The 22,482-nt window shown below is 65.6% G+C and carries 19 protein-coding genes; 6 read left to right on the forward strand and 13 right to left on the reverse strand.

Annotation, left to right across the window (positions count from 1 at the left end):
- From JQ586_RS03425 to JQ586_RS03445, 5 genes are all read left to right on the forward strand, one after another.
- On the forward strand, positions 1–1,011 hold the full coding sequence (locus tag JQ586_RS03425) for an ABC transporter ATP-binding protein (RefSeq protein WP_212393088.1): 1,011 nt from the start codon (positions 1–3) through the stop codon (positions 1,009–1,011).
- Complete coding sequence (locus JQ586_RS03430; protein WP_212393089.1) at positions 1,008–2,042, forward strand: ABC transporter ATP-binding protein; 1,035 nt, start codon at positions 1,008–1,010, stop codon at positions 2,040–2,042. Before JQ586_RS03425 ends, JQ586_RS03430 begins: the two co-directional genes overlap by 4 nt.
- Before the next feature lie 56 nt (positions 2,043–2,098).
- A complete protein-coding gene (locus tag JQ586_RS03435; RefSeq protein ID WP_212393090.1) occupies positions 2,099–3,595 on the forward strand; it encodes an ABC transporter substrate-binding protein in 1,497 nt (498 codons plus the stop codon).
- A 408-nt stretch (positions 3,596–4,003) separates the two neighbouring features.
- A complete protein-coding gene (locus JQ586_RS03440) occupies positions 4,004–5,713 on the forward strand; it encodes a PQQ-binding-like beta-propeller repeat protein (protein ID WP_212393091.1) in 1,710 nt (569 codons plus the stop codon).
- A gap of 170 nt (positions 5,714–5,883) precedes the next feature.
- Positions 5,884–6,450, forward strand: a complete 567-nt coding sequence (locus tag JQ586_RS03445) for a c-type cytochrome (protein ID WP_212393092.1) — start codon at positions 5,884–5,886, stop codon at positions 6,448–6,450.
- Between the two features lie 6 nt (positions 6,451–6,456).
- Here the strand turns inward: JQ586_RS03445 and JQ586_RS03450 are convergent, their stop codons facing one another.
- Both JQ586_RS03450 and bla read right to left on the reverse strand, forming a co-directional pair.
- Positions 6,457–7,371 (reverse strand): ankyrin repeat domain-containing protein, encoded by a 915-nt coding sequence (locus JQ586_RS03450; RefSeq protein ID WP_212393093.1) that lies wholly within the window; start codon positions 7,369–7,371, stop codon positions 6,457–6,459.
- A gap of 88 nt (positions 7,372–7,459) precedes the next feature.
- Complete coding sequence (gene bla / locus JQ586_RS03455) at positions 7,460–8,359, reverse strand: class A beta-lactamase (protein ID WP_212393094.1); 900 nt, start codon at positions 8,357–8,359, stop codon at positions 7,460–7,462.
- 99 nt (positions 8,360–8,458) lie between these two features.
- On the opposite strand from bla, the gene JQ586_RS03460 reads away from it, so the two are divergent.
- Positions 8,459–9,439 carry a LysR family transcriptional regulator gene (locus JQ586_RS03460; RefSeq protein WP_212393095.1) on the forward strand — a complete coding sequence of 327 codons (981 nt, stop codon included), beginning with the start codon at positions 8,459–8,461 and terminating at the stop codon, positions 9,437–9,439.
- A 57-nt stretch (positions 9,440–9,496) separates the two neighbouring features.
- Here JQ586_RS03460 and JQ586_RS03465 read toward each other — a convergent pair whose 3' ends face one another.
- From JQ586_RS03465 to JQ586_RS03515, 11 genes are all read right to left on the reverse strand, one after another.
- Positions 9,497–10,465, reverse strand: coding sequence for an ABC transporter ATP-binding protein (locus tag JQ586_RS03465; RefSeq protein ID WP_212393096.1), 969 nt, complete (start codon positions 10,463–10,465; stop codon positions 9,497–9,499).
- Entirely contained in the window at positions 10,462–11,442 is a 981-nt protein-coding gene (locus JQ586_RS03470) for an ABC transporter ATP-binding protein (RefSeq protein ID WP_212393568.1), read from the reverse strand. The genes JQ586_RS03465 and JQ586_RS03470 overlap by 4 nt, the downstream gene beginning before the upstream one ends.
- Positions 11,439–12,356: an ABC transporter permease gene (locus JQ586_RS03475; protein ID WP_212393097.1), complete on the reverse strand. Its 918-nt coding sequence runs from the start codon at positions 12,354–12,356 to the stop codon at positions 11,439–11,441. Before JQ586_RS03475 ends, JQ586_RS03470 begins: the two co-directional genes overlap by 4 nt.
- Positions 12,322–13,278 (reverse strand): ABC transporter permease, encoded by a 957-nt coding sequence (locus JQ586_RS03480; RefSeq protein ID WP_212393098.1) that lies wholly within the window; start codon positions 13,276–13,278, stop codon positions 12,322–12,324. The genes JQ586_RS03475 and JQ586_RS03480 overlap by 35 nt, the downstream gene beginning before the upstream one ends.
- A 197-nt stretch (positions 13,279–13,475) precedes the next feature.
- Complete coding sequence (locus tag JQ586_RS03485) at positions 13,476–15,266, reverse strand: peptide ABC transporter substrate-binding protein (RefSeq protein ID WP_212393099.1); 1,791 nt, start codon at positions 15,264–15,266, stop codon at positions 13,476–13,478.
- 315 nt (positions 15,267–15,581) lie between these two features.
- Entirely contained in the window at positions 15,582–17,000 is a 1,419-nt protein-coding gene (locus tag JQ586_RS03490) for a M20 family metallopeptidase (RefSeq protein WP_212393100.1), read from the reverse strand.
- Between the two features lie 137 nt (positions 17,001–17,137).
- Entirely contained in the window at positions 17,138–18,229 is a 1,092-nt protein-coding gene (locus tag JQ586_RS03495; protein ID WP_212393101.1) for a mandelate racemase/muconate lactonizing enzyme family protein, read from the reverse strand.
- A gap of 156 nt (positions 18,230–18,385) precedes the next feature.
- Complete coding sequence (locus JQ586_RS03500) at positions 18,386–18,580, reverse strand: hypothetical protein (protein WP_212393102.1); 195 nt, start codon at positions 18,578–18,580, stop codon at positions 18,386–18,388.
- An 822-nt stretch (positions 18,581–19,402) separates the two neighbouring features.
- The gene (locus JQ586_RS03505) at positions 19,403–20,029 is read right to left on the reverse strand and encodes an NAD(P)H-dependent oxidoreductase (RefSeq protein ID WP_212393103.1); all 627 of its coding nucleotides are present in this window, start codon (positions 20,027–20,029) and stop codon (positions 19,403–19,405) included.
- Positions 20,030–20,042: 13 nt separating this feature from the next.
- Positions 20,043–21,614 carry an isochorismatase family protein gene (locus JQ586_RS03510; RefSeq protein WP_212393104.1) on the reverse strand — a complete coding sequence of 524 codons (1,572 nt, stop codon included), beginning with the start codon at positions 21,612–21,614 and terminating at the stop codon, positions 20,043–20,045.
- Positions 21,615–21,632: 18 nt separating this feature from the next.
- Positions 21,633–22,481 carry an MBL fold metallo-hydrolase gene (locus tag JQ586_RS03515; protein WP_212393105.1) on the reverse strand — a complete coding sequence of 283 codons (849 nt, stop codon included), beginning with the start codon at positions 22,479–22,481 and terminating at the stop codon, positions 21,633–21,635.
- Between the last annotated feature and the right edge of the window lies 1 nt (position 22,482).

The raw sequence follows: 22,482 nt of genomic DNA on the forward strand, positions 1-22,482 counted from the left end.
GTGAACAGTTCAACCGGCACACCCGTGATCGAGGTCAGGGATCTCGGCATCCGCCTCAACACCAGCCGCGGCCCGGCACAGGCCGTGCGCGGCGTCAGCTTTGCGCTGAAGCGCGGCGAGACGCTCGGGCTGGTCGGCGAATCCGGCTGCGGCAAGTCGATCACTGCGCTGGCGCTGATGGGCCTGCTGCCGGACAGCGCCGTCGTCAGCGGCAGCATCCGGCTCGACGGCTCGGAACTGATAGGCCTGTCCGATACGAGCTACTGCAAGCTGCGCGGCAACCGCATCAGCATGATCTTCCAGGAGCCGATGACCGCGCTCAACCCGATGCACACGATCGGGCGGCAGGTCGCCGAGCCGTTGCGGCGGCACACCGGCTGCTCGACGGCGGAGGCACGCAAGCAGGCGATCAGCCTGCTCGATCGGGTCGGCTTGCCCGATGCGGCGAAGCGCGTCGATGCCTATCCGCACCAGTTCTCCGGCGGCCAGCGCCAGCGCATCACCATTGCGATGGCGCTGGCGTGCCAGCCGGATGTGTTGATCGCCGACGAGCCGACCACTGCGCTCGACGTCACGATCCAGGGACAGATCCTCGACCTGATCGCCGACCTGGTCGAGGAGCGTGGCATGTCGATGATCCTGATCTCGCACGATCTCGGCGTCATCGCCGAGAACGTCCAGCGCATGATGGTGATGTATGGCGGCACCGTGGTCGAAAGCGGCGAGACCAACGCGGTGTTCACGCGGATGGGGCATCCCTATACGCAGGGCCTGTTCCGCGCCCGCCCGCGGCTCGGCGCGCCAAAGGGCACGCGGCTGACGACCATTGCCGGCACCGTGCCCGAGCTTGCCGATCTGCCCGCGGGCTGCACCTTCGCCGACCGCTGCGGCATCGTCGAGCCACGTTGCCGCGCGGCGCTGCCGGCCGTGGTGGAGGTGGGGCGCTCCCATGGCGTGCGCTGCCTCAGGACCGATGTCTCGATGACCGCTCCGATCGGTGCCGGCACATGACGATATCAGATCAGCCACCCGCCACCCCGGCGACACCGCTGCTCGAGGTCAGGGACCTCGTGCAGCGCTACACGCTGCCGCGCGAAAACCTGTTCAAGCCGGCTGCGCAGGTACATGCCCTCAATGGCGTAACCGCGCAGGTCAGCGCGGGCAAGAGCCTCGGCGTGGTCGGCGAGTCCGGCTCGGGCAAGTCGACCTTCGCGCGGCTGGTGATGGCGCTGGAGCGGCCGTCGTCCGGCTCGGTGTCCTTGATGGGCCGCGACCTCAATCAAATGCGCTCCGACGAGCTCCGCCGCGCCCGGCGCGACTTCCAGATGGTGTTCCAGGATCCCTACGGTTCACTCGACCCGCGGCAGACCATAGCGCGCATCGTCGCCGAGCCGCTGACCGCGCTGGGCCGGATCGACCGCGCCGCCTTGCGCGAGCGCGTTGCCGCGGTGCTGCGGCAGGTCGGGTTGCGCGACGCCGACATGGACAAGTTTCCGCACGAATTCTCCGGCGGCCAACGCCAGCGCATCGCGATCGCGCGGGCGCTGATCACCCAGCCGAAGCTGATCGTCGCCGACGAGCCGGTTTCCGCGCTCGACGTCTCGGTGCAGGCCCAGGTGCTCAATCTGATGCAGGACCTGCAGGACCAGTTCGGCCTGAGCTACATCCTGATCAGCCACGATCTCGCGGTCGTGGACCTGCTCTGTGACGAGATCGCGGTGATGTATCTCGGCCGGATCGTCGAGCAGGGGCGTCCGGAGGACCTTTTCGCGCGTGGCGCGCATCCCTACACGCGGGCGCTGCTCGACGCGGTGCCGCGCGCCCGGGCCGGTGGCGGCCGCCGGCGCCGTGGAGTTCAGGCGATCGCCTCGCAGTCGTCGGGTGCGACGGGGTGTCCCTATGCGTCGCGCTGCGCCATGGCCGACCAGCATTGTCGCGAGACCGCGCCTGCGCTACGGAGCGTCGGACCAGCGCATCTGGCCGCCTGCCACTTTGCCGAGGCGGTCATGGCGTTGCCGCCGGCCGCGGCGGAAGGCGGTTAGCCTTTTGTGCGGGACTGGCCTAGGCTGGAAACAAATATAAGTCCGGGGAGTCAAATATGCTGAAGAAGGTATTCATCGTCGCGGCGGCTGCCGCTCTGGCCGCGGTGCCGCTGCCGAGCCTGGCGCAGAGCAAGAAGGACAGCGTCGTCATGGGCATGACGCTGGAGCCGCCGGGGCTCGATCCCACCAATGCGGCTGCGGCGGCGATCGCCGAGGTCACGCTCTACAACATCTACGAGACGCTGACCAAGATCAACGAGGACGGCTCGGTGTCGCCGCTGCTGGCGGAAAGCTGGCAGGCCTCGCCGGATCTGAAGACCTACACGTTCAAGCTGCACAAGGGTGTCAAATTCCACAACGGCGAGCCGTTCGATTCCGCCGCGGTGAAATTCTCATTCGAGCGCGCAGCGGCGCCGACCTCGACCAACAAGGACAAGAGCCTGTTCCAGGCGTTCGAGTCCGTTGCGACCCCCGATCCCGACACCGTCGTGATCACGCTGAAATATTCCGAGCCGAACCTGCCGTTCCTGCTCGCCCAGGCGTCGGGCTCGATCGTCGAGCCGAAGAGCGCGCCGACCGACGTGACGCAGCCGGTCGGCACCGGGCCATATACGCTCGGCAGCTGGGCCAAGGGCTCGTCGATCACCCTGGTGAAATGGCCGCAGTATCGCAACGCGGCCGCGATCAAGCTGTCCAAGGTGACGATCCGCTTCATCGGCGATCCCGCGGCGCAGGTTGCGGCGCTGTTGTCGGGCGACGTCGACGCGTTCCCGCGGGTCGCGGCCGCGCGCAGCCTCGCGCAGTTCAAGGCCGATCCGCGCTTCAATGTGCTGGTCGGTGGCTCCAAGGCCAAGACCATCGTCGCCATCAATGAGAAGAAGAAGCCGCTCGACGACGTTCGGGTCCGTCGCGCCATCCTCGCCGCGATCGACCGCAAGGCGATGATCGACGGCGCCGTCGACGGCTTTGGCACGCCGATCGGCAGCTTCTACACGCCGGGCTCGCTCGGCTATGTCGATACCACCGGCATCAATCCGTACGATCCGGAGAAGGCCAAGAAGCTGCTCGCCGAGGCCGGCGTCACCACGCCGCTCGAGCTCTCGCTCAAGCTGCCGCCACCGCCCTATGCGCGGCAGGGCGGCGAGATCCTCGCGGCCCAGCTCGCCAAGGTCGGCATAACAGCCAAGATCGAGAACGTCGAATGGGCGCAGTGGCTGTCGCAGGTGTTTGCCCCCAACGGCCCGCACAATTACGATCTGACCATCGTCTCGCATGTCGAGCCGTTCGATCTCGTGAAGCTGACCGAACCCGATTACTATCTCGGCTACAACAACGCGGCGTTCAACGCGCTCTACAAGCAGATCGTGACAACGCCCGATGAAGCCGGCCGGGCCAAGCTGCTCGGCGACGCCCAGCGCATGCTGGCGACCGACGCGGTCGCCGGCTTCCTGTTCCAGCCGCAATGGATCACCGTGGCCAGCAAGAAGCTGAAGGGCGTGTGGAAGGAAGTCCCGCAGTTCGAGAACGACTTTTCGACCTGGTCCTGGGAATAGCGCAGCTACTGTCCGGCGGGAGGTGAAACTGCCTTCCGCCGGTGCGCGGCGCTTGCGATCGCCATGCCCCGCGTTTGACCCGCAGTCTCATTTTTCATGTTGCGCCGCGAAGGTGATCACGGCGTTGTTGCCGTGTGATCAGGCGGATATTGCCTGAAACTGCGGCGGCTTCTGCTGGTCGCGAGTGGCGAACCAGAGCCTCGCGCGGTCTACTCTCATCGCGCGCATGAGTTGTCTTTGCGAAAGGCGGGCGTAACATCGAAGTCGCTCGTCGAGTCCTGTCCGCCGATTTTCAATTATCTATTGCAGCGCAACCAATCGACCCGTTGGCGCCGGACGTTCAGGCCTCGAAGGGGCAGTAGCAAACACCATCCGTAAGATTGCAACCAAGACAAAGCGGGGGGAAACATGAGTGTTAAAGGGCTTGCGGCGCTCGCCGCAGCGGTTGGCGTTGGGCTCCTGTCCGGCGCCGCCATCGGACAGGAAGTCAAGCAGGATCAGAAATCCCAGGTCGGCAATGCCAATGTTCCGCCGGTCACCCAGGACCAGCTCAACGCGGCCGACAAGAGCACGCGGGATTTCCTGCTCACCAACGGCAATTACGCCCAGACGCGCTTTTATCCGGGCAAACAGATCAGCCGCAACAATGTGAAGAACCTGCACGTCGCCTGGATATTCCAGACCGACGTCAAGGAATCGATGGAGACATCCCCGATCGTGGTCGACGGCGTGATGTATGTCACGACGTCGTTCAGCCATGTCTACGCGCTCGATGCCAAGACCGGGCAGCAGCTCTGGCACTACGCGCACAAGATGGGACCGATCACAACCTATTGCTGCGGCCCCAACAATCGCGGCGTCCAGGTGCTCGGCGACCGGGTCTATCTGGCCACGCTGGATTCCAAGCTGATTGCGCTGAACGCCAAGACCGGCGAGGTGGTATGGACCACCAACATCGCCGATCCCGAACTCGGCTACAGCGAGACGATGGCGCCGACCGTGGTCAAGGACAAGGTCTTGATCGGCACCAACGGCGGCGAATATGGCATCCGCGGCTTCGTGCGTGCCTATGACGCCAAGACCGGCAAGCAGGTCTGGAATTTCAATACCATTCCGGACAGCACCGTCGGTGTCTGGGCGACCAAGGACGCGACAGGCCGCGACATGCATCGCAATATCCAGGCCGAGAAGGATGCGCTCGCCAAGGTCGGCGATCCCTTTGCCAAGCTCGGCGGTGGCGTCTGGCAGAACCCCGCGGTCGATCTCGCGACCAACAGGATCTATTTCGTGGTCGGCAATCCATCGCCCGACCTCGACGGATCGAACCGGCCGGGCGACAACCTCTACACGGACTCGCTGGTCGCGCTCGACCTCGACACCGGCAAGTATGTCTGCCACTTCCAGTACATCGCCCACGACGTGTGGGATCTCGATGCGGTCAGCCCGCCGGTGCTGGTCAACGTCAGGAACAAGGCGGGCAAGACGATCCCGGGCGTGATCCACGCCGGCAAGACCGGGCACATCTATGTGCACGATCGCAATGACTGCAGCCTGATTCGCTTCTCGGACGCGATGGTGCCGCAGGAGAACATGTGGGTGCTGCCGACCAAGGAAGGGGCGCGCATGCTGCCCGGCGCCAATGGCGGCGTCGAATGGTCGCCGATCGCGACCGACCCGGGACAGGAGCTGGCCTACGCCATCAACCTGCACCAGCCCATGCACTACCGTGTCGAGAGCTCACCCTATCCGAACGGGAAGTTGTGGCTTGGTGGCGCCTTCACCGCAATCGCCGGTGAAAAGCAATCGGGCAACATCACGGCCGTGAACTACAACACCGGCAAGATCAAATGGCAGGTCAAGACACCGGAGCCGATGATCGGCGGCATCCTCGCCACCGCCGGCGGTCTTGTTTTCACCGGTGAAGGCAACGGCAAGTTCGCGGCCTACAATTCCTCGGACGGCAAGGAATTGTGGAGCTTCCACGCCGGTGCCGGCGTCAACGCGCCGCCGTCGAGCTATATGGTCGGCGGCAAGCAGTACGTCGTGGTCGGCGCGGGTGGCAACACCCAGGTCGACTTCAAGCGCGGCAACAACATCATCGCCTTCACGCTCGACTAGAGCATGATCCGGAAAAGTGCGTAGCGGTTTTCCGAAAAGATCATGCTCAAGCAAGGAGCTAAAGCGCGATGACGATTCAGCCTTGTCTCATCGCGCTTTAGGCGAAGAGCCATCAATGACGACGAAGCGGGACCCGGTCGGTCCCGCTTCTTTTTCCACCGGATCAACTGATGTTTGAGAAACTTGCAATCTGCGTTGTGGTGCTCTTGCTGGCGGCAACGCAAGCGCGTGCCGAAACGATCGAGGACAAGGTCCAGGTCTGCGCCGGGTGCCACGGCGCCGACGGCAAGCCGGTCGACAAGACCATTCCGACCATCTGGGGCCAGCAGGCCGGATATCTCTATATCCAGCTCCGCGATTTCAAGCGCGGCGATCGCAAGAGCGACATCATGCAGCCGGTCGCCTCGCAGTTCGAGCGCGACGACATGCTGGCGATCGCCGAATATTTCGCGCAGAAGCCATGGCCCGATCTCGGCCAGCCGCGCGCGCCAAAGGACGTCGCGGGGAAGGCGCTCGGCGCCAGCGCCTCGGTGGGCTGCCCGGCCTGCCATCTCGACCACTTCCAGGGGGATGGCACGGTGCCGCGGCTTGCCGGCATGGGGCGCGATTATCTTGCCAAGACCATCGCCGATTTCCGCACCCGCGCGCGCGGCAACAATCCCGGCATGTCCGACCTGATGCTGGCGACGCCGCTCGACGATCTTGCCGCGCTGGTGGACTATCTGGCGGGGCTTTAGCTTCGTTCAGTGCGGCGTCAGCTCCTCGCGCAGCGCCGTCAGCACCGTGAGATCGGCGGCGTGCTTGCCGGCCTTGTCGGCCAGCGCGGGGTCGGCGCCATGCGCGAGCAGCGCCCTGACGATCGCCGGATGATTGCCTTCGGCGGCGATCATCAGCGCGGTGCGGCCGCGCGCGTCGCGATTGTCGACCTTGGCGCCGCTGTCCAGCAGATATGAGACGACCTCCAACGCCTGCGGCTCTGGCACCGCCTCGTCCGGGCCCGATGCCCACATCAACAGTGTGAGATCATTGGCGTAACGCGCATTGACGTCGATATCGAGCGCCAGCAATTGCTTGACGATGCCGAGCTGGCCGCCGGCCGCCGCATAGACCGCCGGCGGCTTGCCGGTGTCGTCGGCCTTGCGGCCGTCGGCGCCATGCGCCAGCAGCACCCGCACCACCATGTCGCGGCCGGCATAGGCCGCAGCCGCAACCGCCGAGGCGCCGCTGCGACCGGCGAGATTGACGTCGGCACCGCGATCGATCAGCCGCTGCACGATCGCGACCTGGCCGCGCTCCGCCGCGAAATACAGCGCGGTCGATCCCGCAAGATTGCGCGCATCGACCGGCGCGCCGCGTGCCAGCAACAGATCGACCATGTCGAGATGGCCGGCGCGCGCAGCGTGGCTCAGCGGCCGGGCGCCGAGCCGGTCCTGCGCATCGACCGAGGCACCCTTGTCGAGCAGCTCGGTGGCGAGGTTGATGCAATCGGCGTCGGCGGCGGCAAACAGCGTCAGCGACACCTCGATCGCGCTGAGCTGCGCCTTGTCCGTCTCGTATTTGCGGTCCAGCACGCGGCATCGCGCCGGATCCTGTGCGGCGAGACCCGGCTGCGTCAGGCCCGCGACGAGCAGCGCGGCCAGGGCCATGCGACGGTACAAATTGTGTTCCCTCCGGCACGGCGCTGTGATGTCATCGCCGTTTCGGTCAGCGTCGCACGATCTCCCGAGACTGCCAAGCCGTGCGTCGCTAGCCCGTCGATCCCGCGGTCGCGTCCGCGACCGCACGGGCGACCCTGGCGATCGCAGCGTTGCACTGGTCACCGGAGGCCTGCGCGCCCGTCAGATAGACCGTCACCACGATGGGCTTGCGGCCGGGTGGCCAGAACACGCCGATGTCGTTTGCGGTCCCGCGCTCGCCGGTCCCGGTCTTGTCTGCAACCCGCCAATCGCCGGGGACCCCGGCGCGCAGCCGCGTGCCACCGGTCTTGTTGGCGACCATCCAGTCCGTCAGCGTCTGGCGCGAGGTCGCCGACAGCGTGTCGCCGAGCAGCACGCGCTGCAGGTCCTTCAGCATCGCCACAGGGCTCGTGGTGTCGCGCGGATCGCCGGGAATGCCTTCGTTCAACGCGACCTCCCAGCGGTCGAGCCGGCTCACATTGTCGCCGATCGAGCGGAAGAACCCGGTCAAGCCGGCGGGGCCGCCGATCTCACGCAGCAGCATGTTTCCGGCGGTGTTGTCGCTCCGGGTGATGGCGGCCTCGCAGATCTCGGCCAGCGTCATGCCCGACGCGACGTGCTCCTTGGTCACCGGGGAGTAGGGCTGGAGATCCGCGGCCTCGAACCGGACACGCTGTTGCAGTGTCGATTCGCCGCGGTCGACCCGGTGCAGCACCGCCGCTGATGCCATCGACTTGAAGGTGCTGCACATCGGGAAGCGCTCGTCGCCGCGAAGCTCCGCGCGCAGTCCGCTGCCGGTGTCGAGCACGGCGACGCCGAGCCGGCCGCCCGTCTCCTGCTCGATGTGCGCGAGATCCGCCTGCAGCCGCTGCGCGCGCTCGTCGATCGTCTTCGCAGCGCCCGATCTCGCCAGGGCAAGCGACGCGGCAAGGCCCAAAGTGCGCAATCCAAAAGTCCGTCTCGTCAGCATGTCCAGTCTCCGTTGGCGGCCGCAACCTGCCGAACGGCGTGACGATGGACAAACAATCATTTATACGACGAGCCATGAGAAAAACTTGGTCATGACGCCGTGCGCCGGCATCTCCCGCTGAACGCGTTGCGGGCCTTCGAGGCCTCGGCGCGGCTCCTGAGTTTCACCCGCGCCGGCCTCGAGCTGCGCGTGACGCAGACCGCGATCAGCCATCAGGTCAAGCAGCTCGAGGACACGCTGGGCGCGCCGCTGTTCCGCCGCCTGCCGCGCGGGCTTCTGCTGACCGATGAGGGATTGGCGCTGCTGCCGGTGCTCACGGACGCACTCGATCGCATCGGCGCCGCGATCGACCGGATCGAGGCCAAGGGCACGCGCGAGGTCGTCACCGTCGGCTGCGTGGCGACGTTTGCGACCGGATGGCTGCTGCAACGCATCGACCGCTTCAAGCGCGCGCATCCCTATATCGACCTGCGCCTGCTCACCAACAACAACCGCGTCGACATCGCAGGCGACGGGCTCGATCTCGCGCTCCGCTTCGGCGACGGCTCCTGGCACGGCACCGAAGCGGTCCATCTGCTCTCCGCGCCGCTGTCGCCGGTGTGCCGTCCCGATGTCGCGGACCGCCTGCGCAAGCCGTCGGATCTCGCGCGAGAATTCCTGCTGCGCTCCTACCGCGCCGAGGAATGGCCGCTCTGGTTTGCCGTCGCAGGTTCCCCGTGCCCCAAGATCCAGGGGCCGGTGTTCGACAGCTCGGTCGCGATGGCCGAAGCGTCGGCGCGCGGCGTCGGCGTTGGCCTCGTGCCGGTCGCGATGTTCCAGAGCGAACTGACCTCGGGCCGGCTCGTTCGGCCTTTTGCCGCCGAGGTGCCGGCAGGATCGTATTGGCTGACCTGGCTGAAGTCGAAGGACATCACGCCCGGCATGCGCGCGTTTCGCGACTGGATGCTCGAGACGCTACGGACGGATGCGAGCGGGGCGGAGGAGGCGGCGGTCGCGGAGAAAGCGCCGGCACGGCGGCCGCTGAAGACGAAGGTCATGGGTCAAGCAAAAGCGAAGGTTGCCAGCAAGCGCCGACGCTAGGGCGTTTTCGAGCGAAGTGGACACCGAACTCGAGGGAACAGCGTTTGTTACCCAGCCCTACGCCAGATGGCACGCCACGAAATGGCCGTCGGTGCCCTCCAGCAACTCCGGCGCGCTCTGCTTGCAGCGCTCTTCGGCGATCGGGCATCTCGTGTGGAAGTGGCAGCCCTTCGGCGGATTCATCGGGCTCGGCACGTCACCCTTGAGGCGGATACGCTCGCGCTTCGCCCTGGGGTTCGGCACCGGCACGGCCGAGAGCAGCGCGCGCGTGTATGGATGCTGCGGGTTGCGGTAGAGGTCGTTCGCCTTGGCGAGTTCGACGATGCGGCCGAGATACATCACCGCGACGCGGTCCGAGATGTGCTCGACCACGGAGAGGTCGTGGGCGACGAACAGATAGGTCAGGTTCAGCTCGGCCTGCAGATCCTCCAGCAGGTTGATGACCTGCGCCTGGATCGAGACGTCGAGCGCCGACACCGGCTCGTCGCAGACGATCAGCTTCGGCTCCAGCGTCAGCGCGCGCGCGATCGCGATGCGCTGGCGCTGGCCGCCGGAGAATTCATGCGGATAGCGGCGCATGTGCTCCGCCTTCAGCCCGACCTTGACCAGGAGGTTCGCGACCCGGTCGTCGCGCTCGCTGGCCGATTTGACGAGATCATGGATGATGAAGGGCTCGCCGAGGATCGCGCCCACGGTCATGCGCGGATTGAGCGAGGCGAACGGATCCTGGAATACGAGCTGCATGTTGCGCCGCATGGCGCGCAGATCGCCGCTGCCGAGGCCGGTCACGCTCTTGCCGTCGAACACCACCTCGCCCGAGGTCGGCTCGATCAGGCGCAACACGCAGCGCCCGGTGGTGGATTTGCCGCAGCCGGATTCGCCGACCAGCCCCAGCGTCTCGCCGCGACTGACCGAGAACGATACGCCGTCGACCGCATAGACCTGTCCGACTTCGCGCGACAACAGCCCGCCCAGCACCGGAAAATGCTTCTTCAGATCGCTGACGCGCAGCAGCGGTTCGCTCATGACGCGTCTCCGAGATGGCAGGCCATGCGATGGCCCGGTCTGACCTCGCGCAGGCGCGGCTCCCGCTCGGTGCAGACGCTCATGGCGTATTTGCATCGGGGAGCAAAACGGCAGCCAGGTTTGGGATTGATCAGGATCGGCACCGAGCCGCCGATCGCCTCCAGCCGCGTCTTGTGCCGGGCGTCGAGATCGATGCGCGGGATCGAGCGGATCAGGCCCTGCGTGTAGGGATGGCGCGGGTCGCCGAAGAGATCGTCGACCGGCGCCTCCTCGACCACCTTGCCGGCATACATCACGACGACGCGCTGCGCCGTCTCCGCCACGACGCCCATCGCATGGGTGATCAGCATCACCGCCATGCCGAAGCGCTCCTTCATGTCCTGCAACAGGTCGAGGATCTGCGCCTGGATGGTGACGTCGAGCGCGGTGGTCGGCTCGTCCGCGATCACGAGCTTGGGCCGGCAGGCCAGCGCCATCGCGATCATGACGCGCTGGCGCATGCCGCCGGAGAACTGGTGTGGATAATGATGCACGCGTCCCTCGGCGTTCGGGATCTGCACCAGCTTGAGCATCTCGATGGTGCGCTCCAGCGCCTGCTTCCGGGTGATCGCCTCATGGCGGCGCAGGCTCTCGCTGATCTGCTCGCCGATCGTCAGCACCGGATTGAGCGAGGTCATCGGCTCCTGGAAGATGAAGCCGATCTCCTTGGCCCTGATGTCGTCGAGCTGATGGCTCGTCAGCGGCACCAGGTCGCGGCCCTCGAAGATGATCTCGCCCTGGACGATGCGGCCCGGCGGCATCGCGATCAGCTTCAGGATCGACATCGCGGTCACGGTCTTGCCGCAGCCGGATTCGCCGACCACGCACAGCGTCTCGCCGCGGTTGATCGAGATGTCGACGCCGTCGACCGCCTGCAGGATGCCGTCGTCGGTCGTGAAATGGGTTTTCAGGCCCTTGATCTCGAGCAGCGCCATCAGATCACCTTGCGCGCATCGAGCGCGTCGCGCAGCCCGTCGCCGATGAAGTTGATGGCGACGACGGCGATGAAGATCGCACCGCCCGGAAACAGCGCCCAATGCGGGCCGATGTCGAGGAAATCCTTGGCGTCGTAGAGGATGCGGCCCCAGGTCGGCGTGTCGGGCGGGAAGCCGAGGCCGAGGAATGACAGCGTCGATTCCGCGATGATGGCGGCGGCGACGTCGATCGTGCCGGCGATGATGACGGGCCCGAGCGCGTTGGGCAGGATGTGCCGCACCACCTGCCGCGTCGGGCTGGCGCCAAGCGCCCGCGCGGCCTCGACGAACTCCTTCTCGCGCAGCGAGAGGAACTGGGCGCGCACCAGCCGCGCCACCGGCATCCAGCGCAAGCCCCCGATCACGAGCACGATCAGGATGAAGATGCCGCCCTCCGGGCCGAACACCGCCTTCAACCCGTCGCGGAACAGGTAGATCAGCAGCAGCAGCAGCGGCAGTTGCGGCAGCGACAGGAACAGGTCGGTGAGCCACATCAGCGCATAGCCGAGCGCGCCGCGCGACATGCCCGCGAGCGCGCCGATCAGCGTGCCGACGAACACCGAGACCAGCATCGCGGCGAGGCCAACCGCGAGCGAGATCCGCCCGCCATAGATCATGCGGGCGAGCAGGTCCTGGCCGAGATCGTCGGTGCCGAACGGATGGGCGAGCGAGGGCCCCTGCAGGCCGGCGACGACGTCGATGTCGTTGATCGAGACCCGCCAGACGAAGGGCCCGACCACGACGGCCGCGATCAGGAGCAGCAGCAGCACCGCGCTGATCACCGCCGGCCGGTGCCGGCGATAGCGCCGCCAGGTCTCCCGCCAGGGCGAGTAGCCGCGCCGTTCAGCGGAAGGAGATGCGAGGGTCAAGCCAGCCATAGAGGACATCTGCGATCAGGTTGAACAGCACCACGAGACACGCGAAGACGAAGGTCACGGCCATCACGACCGGCGTGTCATTGGCGAGGATGGAGGAAATCAGGAGCGAGCCGATCCCGGGAATGCGGAAGATCTGCTCGGTGACGATGGCGCCGCCGAACACCGCCGGCATCTGCAGGGCGATCAGGGTGACCACCGGGATCATCGCATTGCGCATCACGTGCTTGACGATCACCTTGGCCTGCCCAAGCCCCTTGGCGCGCGCGGTGGTGACATAGTCGAGGCGGATGACGTCGAGCATCGCCGAGCGCACGAAGCGGGTCATCGACGCCGCCTGGAACAGGCCGAGCACCATCACGGGCATGATGGCCTGCCGGATCATTTCCAGCATCCAGGGGATGCCGCTCCCCGGCACATCGGTATAGACGAACGGCAGCCAGTCCAGCTTCACCGAGAAGATCAGGATGAACAGGATGCCGGTGAAGAAGGTCGGCAGCGAGAAGCCGATGAAGGCGAAGGTGTTGGCGAGCTGGTCGAAGATCGAGTAGGGGCGGGTGGCGGCGTAGACGCCGACCGGGATCGCGATCAGCAGCGCCAGCAGCTGCGCCGAGCCGATGATGTAGAGCGTTGCCGGCAGGCGTTGCAGGATCAGGGTGTCGACGTCGACGCGGCTGACGAAGGAAAAGCCCCAGTCGCCCTTCGCCATCGCGGCGAGCCAGTGCAGGTAACGGATGTAGATCGGATCGTCGAGCCCGAACTGGGCCCGCAGCGCAGCCTGCACTTCGGGCGGCACGTTCGGATTGGTCGCGAGCTCCGAGAACGGATCGCCCGGCGCGAGCGCCAGCACGACGAACAGCACGAGCGATATCCCGAGCAGGCTCGGGATCGCGATCATCAGGCGACGCAGGACGTACTGACTCATGGGCGAACAATCGGATTAGGCCGAACCGCGACCGCGAAAAAGCTGCGCTCCCTCACCCGCTCGCGGGGGAGGGTTGGAATGGAGGTAGCGCCGCGCGTCCCATCGTGGAGAGAGCCTCCACCCGCTGCGCGCTTCGAGCGCAGCGACCTCCCCCGCGAGCGGGAGAGGTGAAGTGGCCGCGCGAGGCTCATGTCGCGTCAAGCCTCCCGGTACCAGTCCTGCAGATTGTCGGTCTGGTTGGCCCAGCCCGAGAGCGCCGGCCGCAGCGTGTTGGAGCAGGCTTCCACCGCGAGGCGGTGCATCACGGGGATCACCACCGTGTCCTGCCACATCAGGTCGTTGCACTTGATGTAGAGGTCGGCGCGCTTGAGCGGATCGGTCTCGGTGTCGGCCGCATCGATCGCGGCGTCGAAATCCTTGTTGACCCAGCGCGGGAAGTTCTGGCCCTGCCACTTGTTCTCCTTGGTGGCGACGTTGCGCGAGAGATAACGGCGCATGTGCAGGGCCGGATCGGGCTGGGTCATCGGGATCTGGAACATCTCGATGTCGGCGTAGAACTTGGAATAGGTGTCGGGGTTGGCGACATCGGAGGAGAAGAACACCGAGGCGACGACCGATTTCAGCTCGACGTCGATGCCGGCCTTCTGGCAGGCCTGCTTGACGATCGCCTGGGTCTTCTGGCGCGGCCCGTTGATCGAGGTCTGGTACAGCAGCTTCAGCTTCTTGCCGTCCTTCTCGCGGATGCCGTCCGAGCCCGCCTTCCAGCCGGCTTCCTCGAGCAGCGCGGCCGCCTTCTCGATGTTGAACTCCCATCGGGTGTTCTTGGAGACGAACTCCTCGGGGCCGTTGAGGTAGTTCGCCGTGACGCGGCCGGCGCGGCCGTAGATCACCTTCTTGACGGACTCGCGATCGACCAGCATGGCCAGTGCCTGGCGTACCTTCGGGTCCGAGAGGATCGGATGCTTGGTCTTGATCGACGAGCGCTCGCCGTCGACCTCGGTATTGGGATCGGTGAAGTTGATCGCGATGAACTCGATGTCGCCGCCCACCGCGTAGAGGGTCTTGCCCTTGCCGCCCTTTTCGAGGCGGAGCAGCACCTCGTCCTCGACCTGGATGTTCCAGGCGAAATCATATTCGCCGGTCTGGATCACCGCGCGCGCCGCCGAGACGGCGTCGCCGCCGCCCTTCATCTCGATGGTGTCGAACGAGGGCCGGTTGGCCATGTGGTAGTCCTGATTGATCTCGCCGCGGATCAGGTCGCCCGGCTTGAATTCGACGAACTTGTAGGGGCCGGTGCCGACCGGCTTCAGGTTGGTCGGCGCCTCGCGCGACTTGCTGCCCTTGTACTCCGCGAACAGATGCTTCGGGATGATGCAGCCATAGCCGCCGACGAAGGCATTGGCCCAGAACGGCGTCGGCTTCTTGAAGACGATGCGGATGGTGAGATCGTCGACCTTCTCCACGGTCATGTCGGCGTAGGTGGCGCTCGAGACCGCCGCCGTCGCCGGATCGGTGGCATATTCCCAGTTGAACACGACGTCATCGGCCGTGAAGGGCTTGCCGTCGTGCCATTTGACGCCGGGCTTGAGTTTCCAGGTCACCGATTTGGCGTCGGCGGCGAGGCCGCCGTTCTGGATCGAGGGGATCTCGGCGGCGAGGATCGGGTTGAGATGGCCGTCGACGTCCCAGCTCGCGAGCGGCTCGTAGAAGATGCGCGAGCCGTCCTGGTCCTTGGTGCCGGTGGCGAAGTGCGGATTGAGCAGGGTCGGGCCCTGCCACCACAACACCTTCAGCGGGCCGCCGCCACCGCGCTTGGTCGGCTTGTAGGGATTGGGACTCTGCGCCATCGCGACCCCGCCGATGGCGAGGAGCTGGTTGGCCATCGGCGCGGTGAGTCCGACCGCGATCATGCGCTTGACGAAGGCGCGGCGATCCATCCGTCCGCCCTTAACGTCGTCGATCATCGTTCGCAGATTGTTGTCCAGCATTAATCCCCTCGTCCGGTTCCGGTTATTGTGGCTGGCTGCGATAACGCGCCGCCGTCGTTGGCGGCAGATCGCACACCGAATGACCTCTCAGGTCAACGTCTCCCGGAGCCCGGCGCATAGGTCTTTTGGCTATCACTTGTGCAGACCGCTTCGGATGCGCACATGGCTTCGGCATTTCGCCGCCAAAGCCCACCCATCCGCGTCCGACCTTGCGGAAAATTTGATCGTTATCCTTTGTTCTGATTGCTTTTCCGGCGCAAATCGACCTTCGCCCGGAGCCGGTCCGAGGCGAAGGTCTCTGCAAGCAAGCAGAAGTTATGCCACCGACATGTCTAACGGCGGTGCAACATTCTCCGGCAGCGGGCTGACATAGGGCGTCCGTGCGGTCCGCTTCTTGAGGTCGGCCTTGGCGGCCGCGATCAGCTCCGGCTCCATCAGCGCCTTGACGCCGAGACCGGCCATTGCCTTGGCCGCCTGCACCATCGCCTTGTGCGCAGCCGGGGTCTTGCCCTGCGCCACGACCTGCCAGGTGTGGAAGGGGGTGCCGATGGCGACCGTCGGGGCGTGGACCTGCACGGTCGGCACCACCCAGGAGACGTCGCCGACATCGGTCGAGCCGACCAGCGGGTTGCGCTTGGCATCGATCGGCACCAGGAAATCGGCCAGCGGACGGTCGGTCGGATCCATGCCGATGGCGTAATAGACCGAGGCGATGTCCTTGTCGGTCAGGGTTGCGCGGATCTTGCCCGCAAAGTCCTTGTCGGCGTCGTCGAAATGCGGCGGACCGAGGTCCTCCATGATCCGGTGCAGCGTCTGCTCCAGCGGCGTGTTGGGCAGGATGTTTGAGACCGCCGAGATGATCTTCATCTCGACCCTGGTCTCGGTCATCAGCGCGGCTCCTTGCGCGATCTTGTGCACCCGCTCGACCAGCTCGTTCATGCCGGGCAGGTCGCGGGCGCGGATCGAATAGCGCACCCGGGCATGCGCCTGCACCACGTTGGGCGCAATGCCGCCGGTGTCGAGCAGCGCGTAATGCACGCGGGCGTCGCTCGGCATGTGCTCGCGCATGTAGTTGACGCCGACATTCATCAACTCGACCGCGTCGAGCGCGCTGCGCCCGAGATGCGGCGAGGCGGCTGCGTGCGAGGTGCGGCCGGTGAAGATGAAATCGGCCCTCGTATTGGCAAGCGACGGCGTCACCGCCACTTCCCAGAAGCTGTGCGGATGCCAGGTGATGGCAATGTCGGCATCCTCGAACGCGCCGCAGCGGACCATGAAGGCCTTCGCCGCGCCGCCTTCCTCGGCCGGGCAGCCGTAATAGCGCACGCGCCCCGGTACCTTGTTGGCCGCGAGCCAGTCCTTCACCGCGGTTGCCGCGAGCAGTGCGGACGAGCCGAGCAGATTGTGGCCGCAGCCATGGCCGTGACCGCCGGTCTGCACCGGGCGGTGTTCGGCGACGCCGGCCTCCTGGCTGAGGCCGGGCAGCGCGTCATATTCACCCATGAAGGCAATCACCGGGCCGCCTTCACCCCATTCGCCTATCATCGCGGTCGGAATCCCCGCCACGTTCTCGGTGATGCGAAAGCCCTGATGGCGCAGCTCGGCCAGATGCTCGGCGGATGAGCGCGCCTCGGTGTAGCAGACCTCCGGCATCGCCCACACTTTGTCGCTCAATTCGATGAAACGCGGCTTGATCGCGTCGACGCCGCGCCAAACATCACTACGGTTGTCCATTTGCTTCGGTCCCTGAGGTAAGGCAATCAGAAGCGCAAAAGGCTAGCAGCTTGCCGCGAGCCCGCCTAGCGCCTGCCGGCAGGGCAGGTTTTCCGCCATGTCACGTCTTGGTGCGGGTCCGCCCTTCGCGCGGCCCGTCATCGCGCGCTGAGCCGGTCCAAACCCTTCCAGTCGAATGCGATGCCATGGCCGGGGCGATCCGGCGCAATTGCCAATCCCTGCTCCAGAACCAGCGGATGTTCAATGTAGCGGTCAAGGCCGAAGCCGTGGGCTTCCAGATACGAGCGATTCGGGCAAGCCGCCAGCAGATGAACGGTGATGTCATGGGCGCCGTGGCTGGTGACGGGAATGTTGAACGCCTCGGCCAGCCGCGCGATCTTCATGAAGCTGGTCACGCCGCCGCAGTTGGTGACATCGGGTTCCGCATAGGACAGCGCGTTGCCGGTGATGTACGGCTTGAACTCCCACAGGCTGCGCAGGTTTTCCCCCGCCGCGATCGGCACGCCGCCGGCTTGCAGGATGCGGGCGTGACCGGCGACGTCTTCGGGAATGGTCGGCTCCTCGAGCCAGGTCAGGTCGAAGGGTTGCAGGGCGCGCGCGGCGCGGATCGCCTCCTCGACGGTCCATTTCATATTGGCATCGGCCATCAGCGGAAATTCGTGGCCGAGATGGCCGCGCATCGCCTTCACGCGCGCGACGTCGTCCGCGAGGCTGGGGCGGCCGACCTTCATCTTGATGGCGCGAAAACCCCTGGCGAGATTGTCGTCGGTCTGCTTCAGTAAACCATCCAGCGGCAGATCGAGATCGATGCCGCCGGCATAGCAGGGAACACGCCGGTCGAAGCCGCCGAGCAGGCGCCAGAGCGGCAGCGAGGCCCGGCGCGCTTTCAGATCCCACAAAGCGATGTCGAGGGCGGAGAGCGCCAGCACCGCCGGTCCGCCACGACCGCCATAGTGAAGCGCCCACCACACCTTGTGCCAGAGCTGCTCGGTGTCCTCGGCCTCCATCTCGCGCGCGACCTCGCAGACCTCGCGGGTCAGGATATCTGCAATCGCCCCGCCGTTGCGGCCGACCGTGTAGGTGTAGCCAATTCCCTCCGCGCCGTCGGTGTCGCGGGCGCGGATCGTGATCAACTCGAACGCCGTGATCTCACCATGCGTGCTGTCGCTGAGCACCACGGGTAGCGGGATCTTGTAGAATCCCACTGCAAAATCCTTGAGGATTGCCACGTCGGGAACTCCTTCTGCCGGGACGGTTTCACGCTGACGCGCGGCGCAGAATTCCAAATGACGCGGCCGGCCGCAACATCCGTCGCTGAAAGCGCTCGGTTCGGAGGCGCAGGCGCTCGCCGGGCTGGTGCCGGCAGGCGAAGCGTGATCACGCTCTCACGTCTCCGAACTCTCGGCTCTCCTGATTTCCCGATCGATAATCGAGCGGACGCGGCGTTCCGCGAGCAGGCCGAGCCGTACCCGCGTGGTGCCCTGCCTGACCTTGCCGTTGATTTCGAACGACCAGCTCCAGAGGTCCGGTTCGATGTTGGTGAGCGTGTATTGGATGTCCCGATGGATCAGCTTCTTCATGCCGTTTCTTTTTGTGGGCTGAAAGTTCCATAGCCAGATCGGGAAGCCTTTCGGTATCCGGGCGACTACTTACGCATTTGGTCTAACGCCTGCGCCGTGCGGCGGAATTTCGCGAAGCACTGATTTGGGTTCGTTGTCCAGCCCTCGTTGCAAAAATATTTCGGTTTATCGTAACGGCAAATCAGTGTACAGGTTTATCCGTCTCACCCGCTCGAGGGGCGCTTCGCGATCGTCACGAACGTGGTGGTGGGATGCGGTGGACGCCGCTGTCACGGCTGACGAGCGTGGCAGATGGCGGACGGCGAAATCGTGCAGGCCTGACGCCCTAGTGGCAGGTGTCTCATCAGCAATCTCTCGCTGATGACGGTGACAATAAAGCCCAGTCTCGCCGGGGAGAGCACGTATAAGCCGTAAACCATCGCGCAGGGAAAGCCGGAGTGTTTCCGGTTACACCTGTGGTCCTACCCCCGAGCTACCTTTGTTGCTCGGGGCCCACGGGTGCGATCGGCACCCGGCTTTCCCTGCGCCCTCTGCTTGCAGAGCGGCGAAAACGAAGAGCAAAGCTCGGGCAGATCATGTCGCGAGACCGCGAGACCGCGTCCTCTTCCTCAGTGTCGTCGCCGGCCAGGCTGTTTGAAACGTGAAACGTGATGAAACGTGAATCGGGACCGGTCAGCCCCCGGTCATTGCGAGCGAAGCGACTGTCAGCCGAAGCCTTGGCGAAGGCGGAAGCGATCCATCCCTCCCAAGATGCGGAACGATGGATTGGTTCGTCGCTTCGCTCCTCGCAATGACGGCGTCGTCGCAAGGACGACGCCGCAATCAGAACCTTCCCGCCATCTCCAGCAGCCGGCGGTGCGCAGAGTCGCGCGCAACGCGGATCGGCTCGGTGGGGCCGGTGGTCGGACCGATCGGCACGAAGCTGACGTCACTGATGCCGATGAAGCGCAGCACCTCGCGCAGATAGGGCGTTGCCATGTCGATGCGGCCGCGGTTCATGCCGGTGACGAAGTCGCTGCCGCTGGCGAGGATCACGACAGTCGGACGGTCCTTCAGCAACGGCAGATAGCCGATCGCCGGATCGAAGCGGAAGGTCAGCCCGGGCTGGATGATGACGTCGAACCACTGCTTCAGCCGGTAAGGAATGGAAAAATTCCACATTGGCGTCGAGATCAGCACCCGGTCGGCGAGCGACAGGCGCAGCGCGAGGCGCTCGGCGACCGCAAACGCATCGCGCTGCGAGTTGGTGAACGGCTTGCCGTTGATCCGGGCGTATTTGGCCTCCAGCACATAGCCCTCGAATTCGGGCAGCGGATCGCGCCAAAGGTTCATCGCATCGATCTCCCAGTCCGGCCGCGACGTCCGGAACTGGTCGAGAAAGACCCGGGCGCCGGCCGCCGATTCCGAATCGGCGCGGGGAGAGCAGGCGATGTGCAGCAGCTTCGGCACCGCGTCTACCCCTTCAGCCGAGCGCCTTGATGACCGTGTCGGCATTGGTCACGACGGAGACATTCTGCAGCGCGAAGTTGATGGCGGCGTTGTGCCAGTCGGCATTCATGGTCGAGCAGCAATCCTCCGGCACGATCATGAAATAGCCCTTGTCGGCGCCGGTGCGCGCGGTGTGCTCGACCGACATGTTGGTCCAGGCGCCGGTGTTGATGATCATGTCGCGGCCGGTCGCCTTCAGGATGGTCTCGAGCCTTGTGCCCTCCCAGGCGCTCATCCGCATCTTCTCGACCACGAAATCGCCGGGGCGCGGCTCGAGGCCCGAGGCGGGCGCCGCGCCCCAGCTGCCGCGCACCAGCGCCTTGCTGTCGACGAGGCCCTCGAACAGCGGCGCATTCAAGGTGACGCCGGGCGCGCCGGGCTCGACGATGAACCAGACATGGATGATTGCGACACCGCGGGCGCGGGCGGCCTCGGCGACGCGGCGGACATTCTCGACCACATGCTGCGCGCGCGCATGCGCGGGCGCCCCGGACTCCGCGAACGCTCCGCCATCCATGATGACGTCGTTCTGCATGTCCTGGATGATCATCGCGCAGCGCTGCGGATCAATCCGCATCTCGGCGGCGTTGAGGTTCGGCGCCGAGGTGGACGACGCGGGGCTCGCGTTGCCGCGCCTGCCGCTCATATAGGGCTCGTGCCGCGGGCCTACTTTGGTCGGGATCGCGTAGACCGAATGGGTCGCGGTCAGGTAGAGCGTGCGAAAATCGGCTCCGCCCCAGGCGAGGTTGGCGACGAGTTCAGGCAGGCGCACCTTGCCGAGCAGGCCGCCATCGGGCGAATAGACCCAGACGCCGCCGGGCGCGGTGACCCAGACATTGCCGCGCTGGTCGCACTTCATGCCGTCGGGCACGCCGGGCTCGAGCTCGGAGCGGATGCCGGAGGCGAACACGCGCGGATTGGCGAGCGACCCGTCGGGCGTCACGTCGAAGGCGCGGATCGAGGCCTGCACGGTGTCGTTGACATAGAGGATGCGCTCGTCGGGCGAGAAGCACAGCCCGTTCGGCTGCTCGAACAGATAGCGGTCGACCAGGAGCTTCGGCGCACCGCCGCCAGGCGGCACGCGGTAGACGCCCTGGAAGCCGAGCTGGCGCGGCCGCTCCACGCCATAGACCGGCATGCGACCGTACCAGGGATCGGAGAAATAGATCGCGCCGCTCGAATGCACGCAGACGTCGTTCGGGCTGTTGAGCTCCTGGTTGTCGAAATGCGAGGCCAGCACCTCGCGCCGCCCGTCGGGTCGCTCGCGGATCAGCGACGACGTCGCGTGCTCGCAGACGATCAGGTTGAGATCGGCATCATAGGTCATGCCGTTGCATTTGTTCGACGGACGCTTGACCTCGACCACGCCGCGCCGCGCGTCCCAACGCCTGCGCACGTCGCCGGGCATGTCGGAGAACAGGAGGAAGTGATCGAGCGGATGCCAGATCGGGCCCTCCGTGAAATCGAAACCGGTCCCCACCTGGCCGACCGGCGCGTAGGGATCGATCAGGTCTTCGAACTCCGTTCGCAGGGTGACGTGGGTCATCGCATCGATCCTCCGCGGTTACGCCGGGAACCAGTTGCGCTGCGGCAGGCTCTGCACGATCGGCCCCGGCACCTGGTCGTGCAGGCGGCCGACCACCGTGCCGCCCTCGATCCTGGCCGGGCGATCATGGACGGGAAGCAGGAAGCGCGAGCTCGAGAGCAGCTTCTTGATCGCCGCCTTCTCCGCCCGCTTGCTGGTGCCGTGGTTGCCGGTCGTGCGCGGCTCGGCGTCGTGGATTTCGTTGAAGGGGTTCACGATCTGGTCATTGAAGTCATAGATCACATCGCCGCAGATCGTCGCAATGCCGTCGGCGGTGTGGACGTGGATGTTCATCGAGCCTTCGGTGTGGGCGTTGGCCGCCTCGCAATAGACGCCGGGCATCAGCTCGACCGGACCGGTGACCTCGAGGTCGAGGAAGCGCAGCGCGCTCTTGGTGTGCAGGCGATCGATCAGGTGCTTGATGTCGGGCGCCGGGTATTGCGGATGCATCAGGCCGGAGACCGAGTATTCCAGCTCCTTGCGGTTGAGCACGACGGTCGTGTTCATCGGGAACAGGTCGTCCTTGCCGGCGTGGTCGATATGCAGATGGGTGTGGCAGACGAAGCGCACGTCGCCCATCCGCACGCCGTGACGTGCGAGCTGGTTCTCGATCATGTTCTCATGAAACTGGAGGCCGCGCATGCCGAGCGTCTCCATGATCTGGTTGGAGCGATAGCCGGTGTCGACCAGCACGGGATAGGGACCGCCGAGGATCAGGAAGCCGAGCGTCAGGACGCGACGGGTGCGGCCGCAATTGTGTCCGAGCACGAGGAAGCTCGATTCCAGCTCGATATCGCCATAGTCCAGGATCTTGATCTCCAATGCCATC

The sequence above is a fragment of the Bradyrhizobium jicamae genome, from assembly GCF_018130215.1.
In the GTDB taxonomy this organism is placed as follows: domain Bacteria; phylum Pseudomonadota; class Alphaproteobacteria; order Rhizobiales; family Xanthobacteraceae; genus Bradyrhizobium; species Bradyrhizobium jicamae_A.

Coding starts and splice junctions, on each gene's coding strand:
- JQ586_RS03430 (WP_212393089.1), top strand. CDS start 1,008: ATGACGATATCAGATCAGCCACCCGCCACCCCGGCGACACCGCTGCTC.
- JQ586_RS03435 (WP_212393090.1), top strand. CDS start 2,099: ATGCTGAAGAAGGTATTCATCGTCGCGGCGGCTGCCGCTCTGGCCGCG.
- JQ586_RS03440 (WP_212393091.1), top strand. CDS start 4,004: ATGAGTGTTAAAGGGCTTGCGGCGCTCGCCGCAGCGGTTGGCGTTGGG.
- JQ586_RS03445 (WP_212393092.1), top strand. CDS start 5,884: ATGTTTGAGAAACTTGCAATCTGCGTTGTGGTGCTCTTGCTGGCGGCA.
- bla (WP_212393094.1), bottom strand. CDS start 8,359: ATGCTGACGAGACGGACTTTTGGATTGCGCACTTTGGGCCTTGCCGCG.
- JQ586_RS03465 (WP_212393096.1), bottom strand. CDS start 10,465: ATGAGCGAACCGCTGCTGCGCGTCAGCGATCTGAAGAAGCATTTTCCG.
- JQ586_RS03475 (WP_212393097.1), bottom strand. CDS start 12,356: ATGGCTGGCTTGACCCTCGCATCTCCTTCCGCTGAACGGCGCGGCTAC.
- JQ586_RS03480 (WP_212393098.1), bottom strand. CDS start 13,278: ATGAGTCAGTACGTCCTGCGTCGCCTGATGATCGCGATCCCGAGCCTG.
- JQ586_RS03485 (WP_212393099.1), bottom strand. CDS start 15,266: ATGCTGGACAACAATCTGCGAACGATGATCGACGACGTTAAGGGCGGA.
- JQ586_RS03490 (WP_212393100.1), bottom strand. CDS start 17,000: ATGGACAACCGTAGTGATGTTTGGCGCGGCGTCGACGCGATCAAGCCG.
- JQ586_RS03500 (WP_212393102.1), bottom strand. CDS start 18,580: ATGAAGAAGCTGATCCATCGGGACATCCAATACACGCTCACCAACATC.
- JQ586_RS03510 (WP_212393104.1), bottom strand. CDS start 21,614: ATGACCCACGTCACCCTGCGAACGGAGTTCGAAGACCTGATCGATCCC.
- JQ586_RS03515 (WP_212393105.1), bottom strand. CDS start 22,481: ATGGCATTGGAGATCAAGATCCTGGACTATGGCGATATCGAGCTGGAA.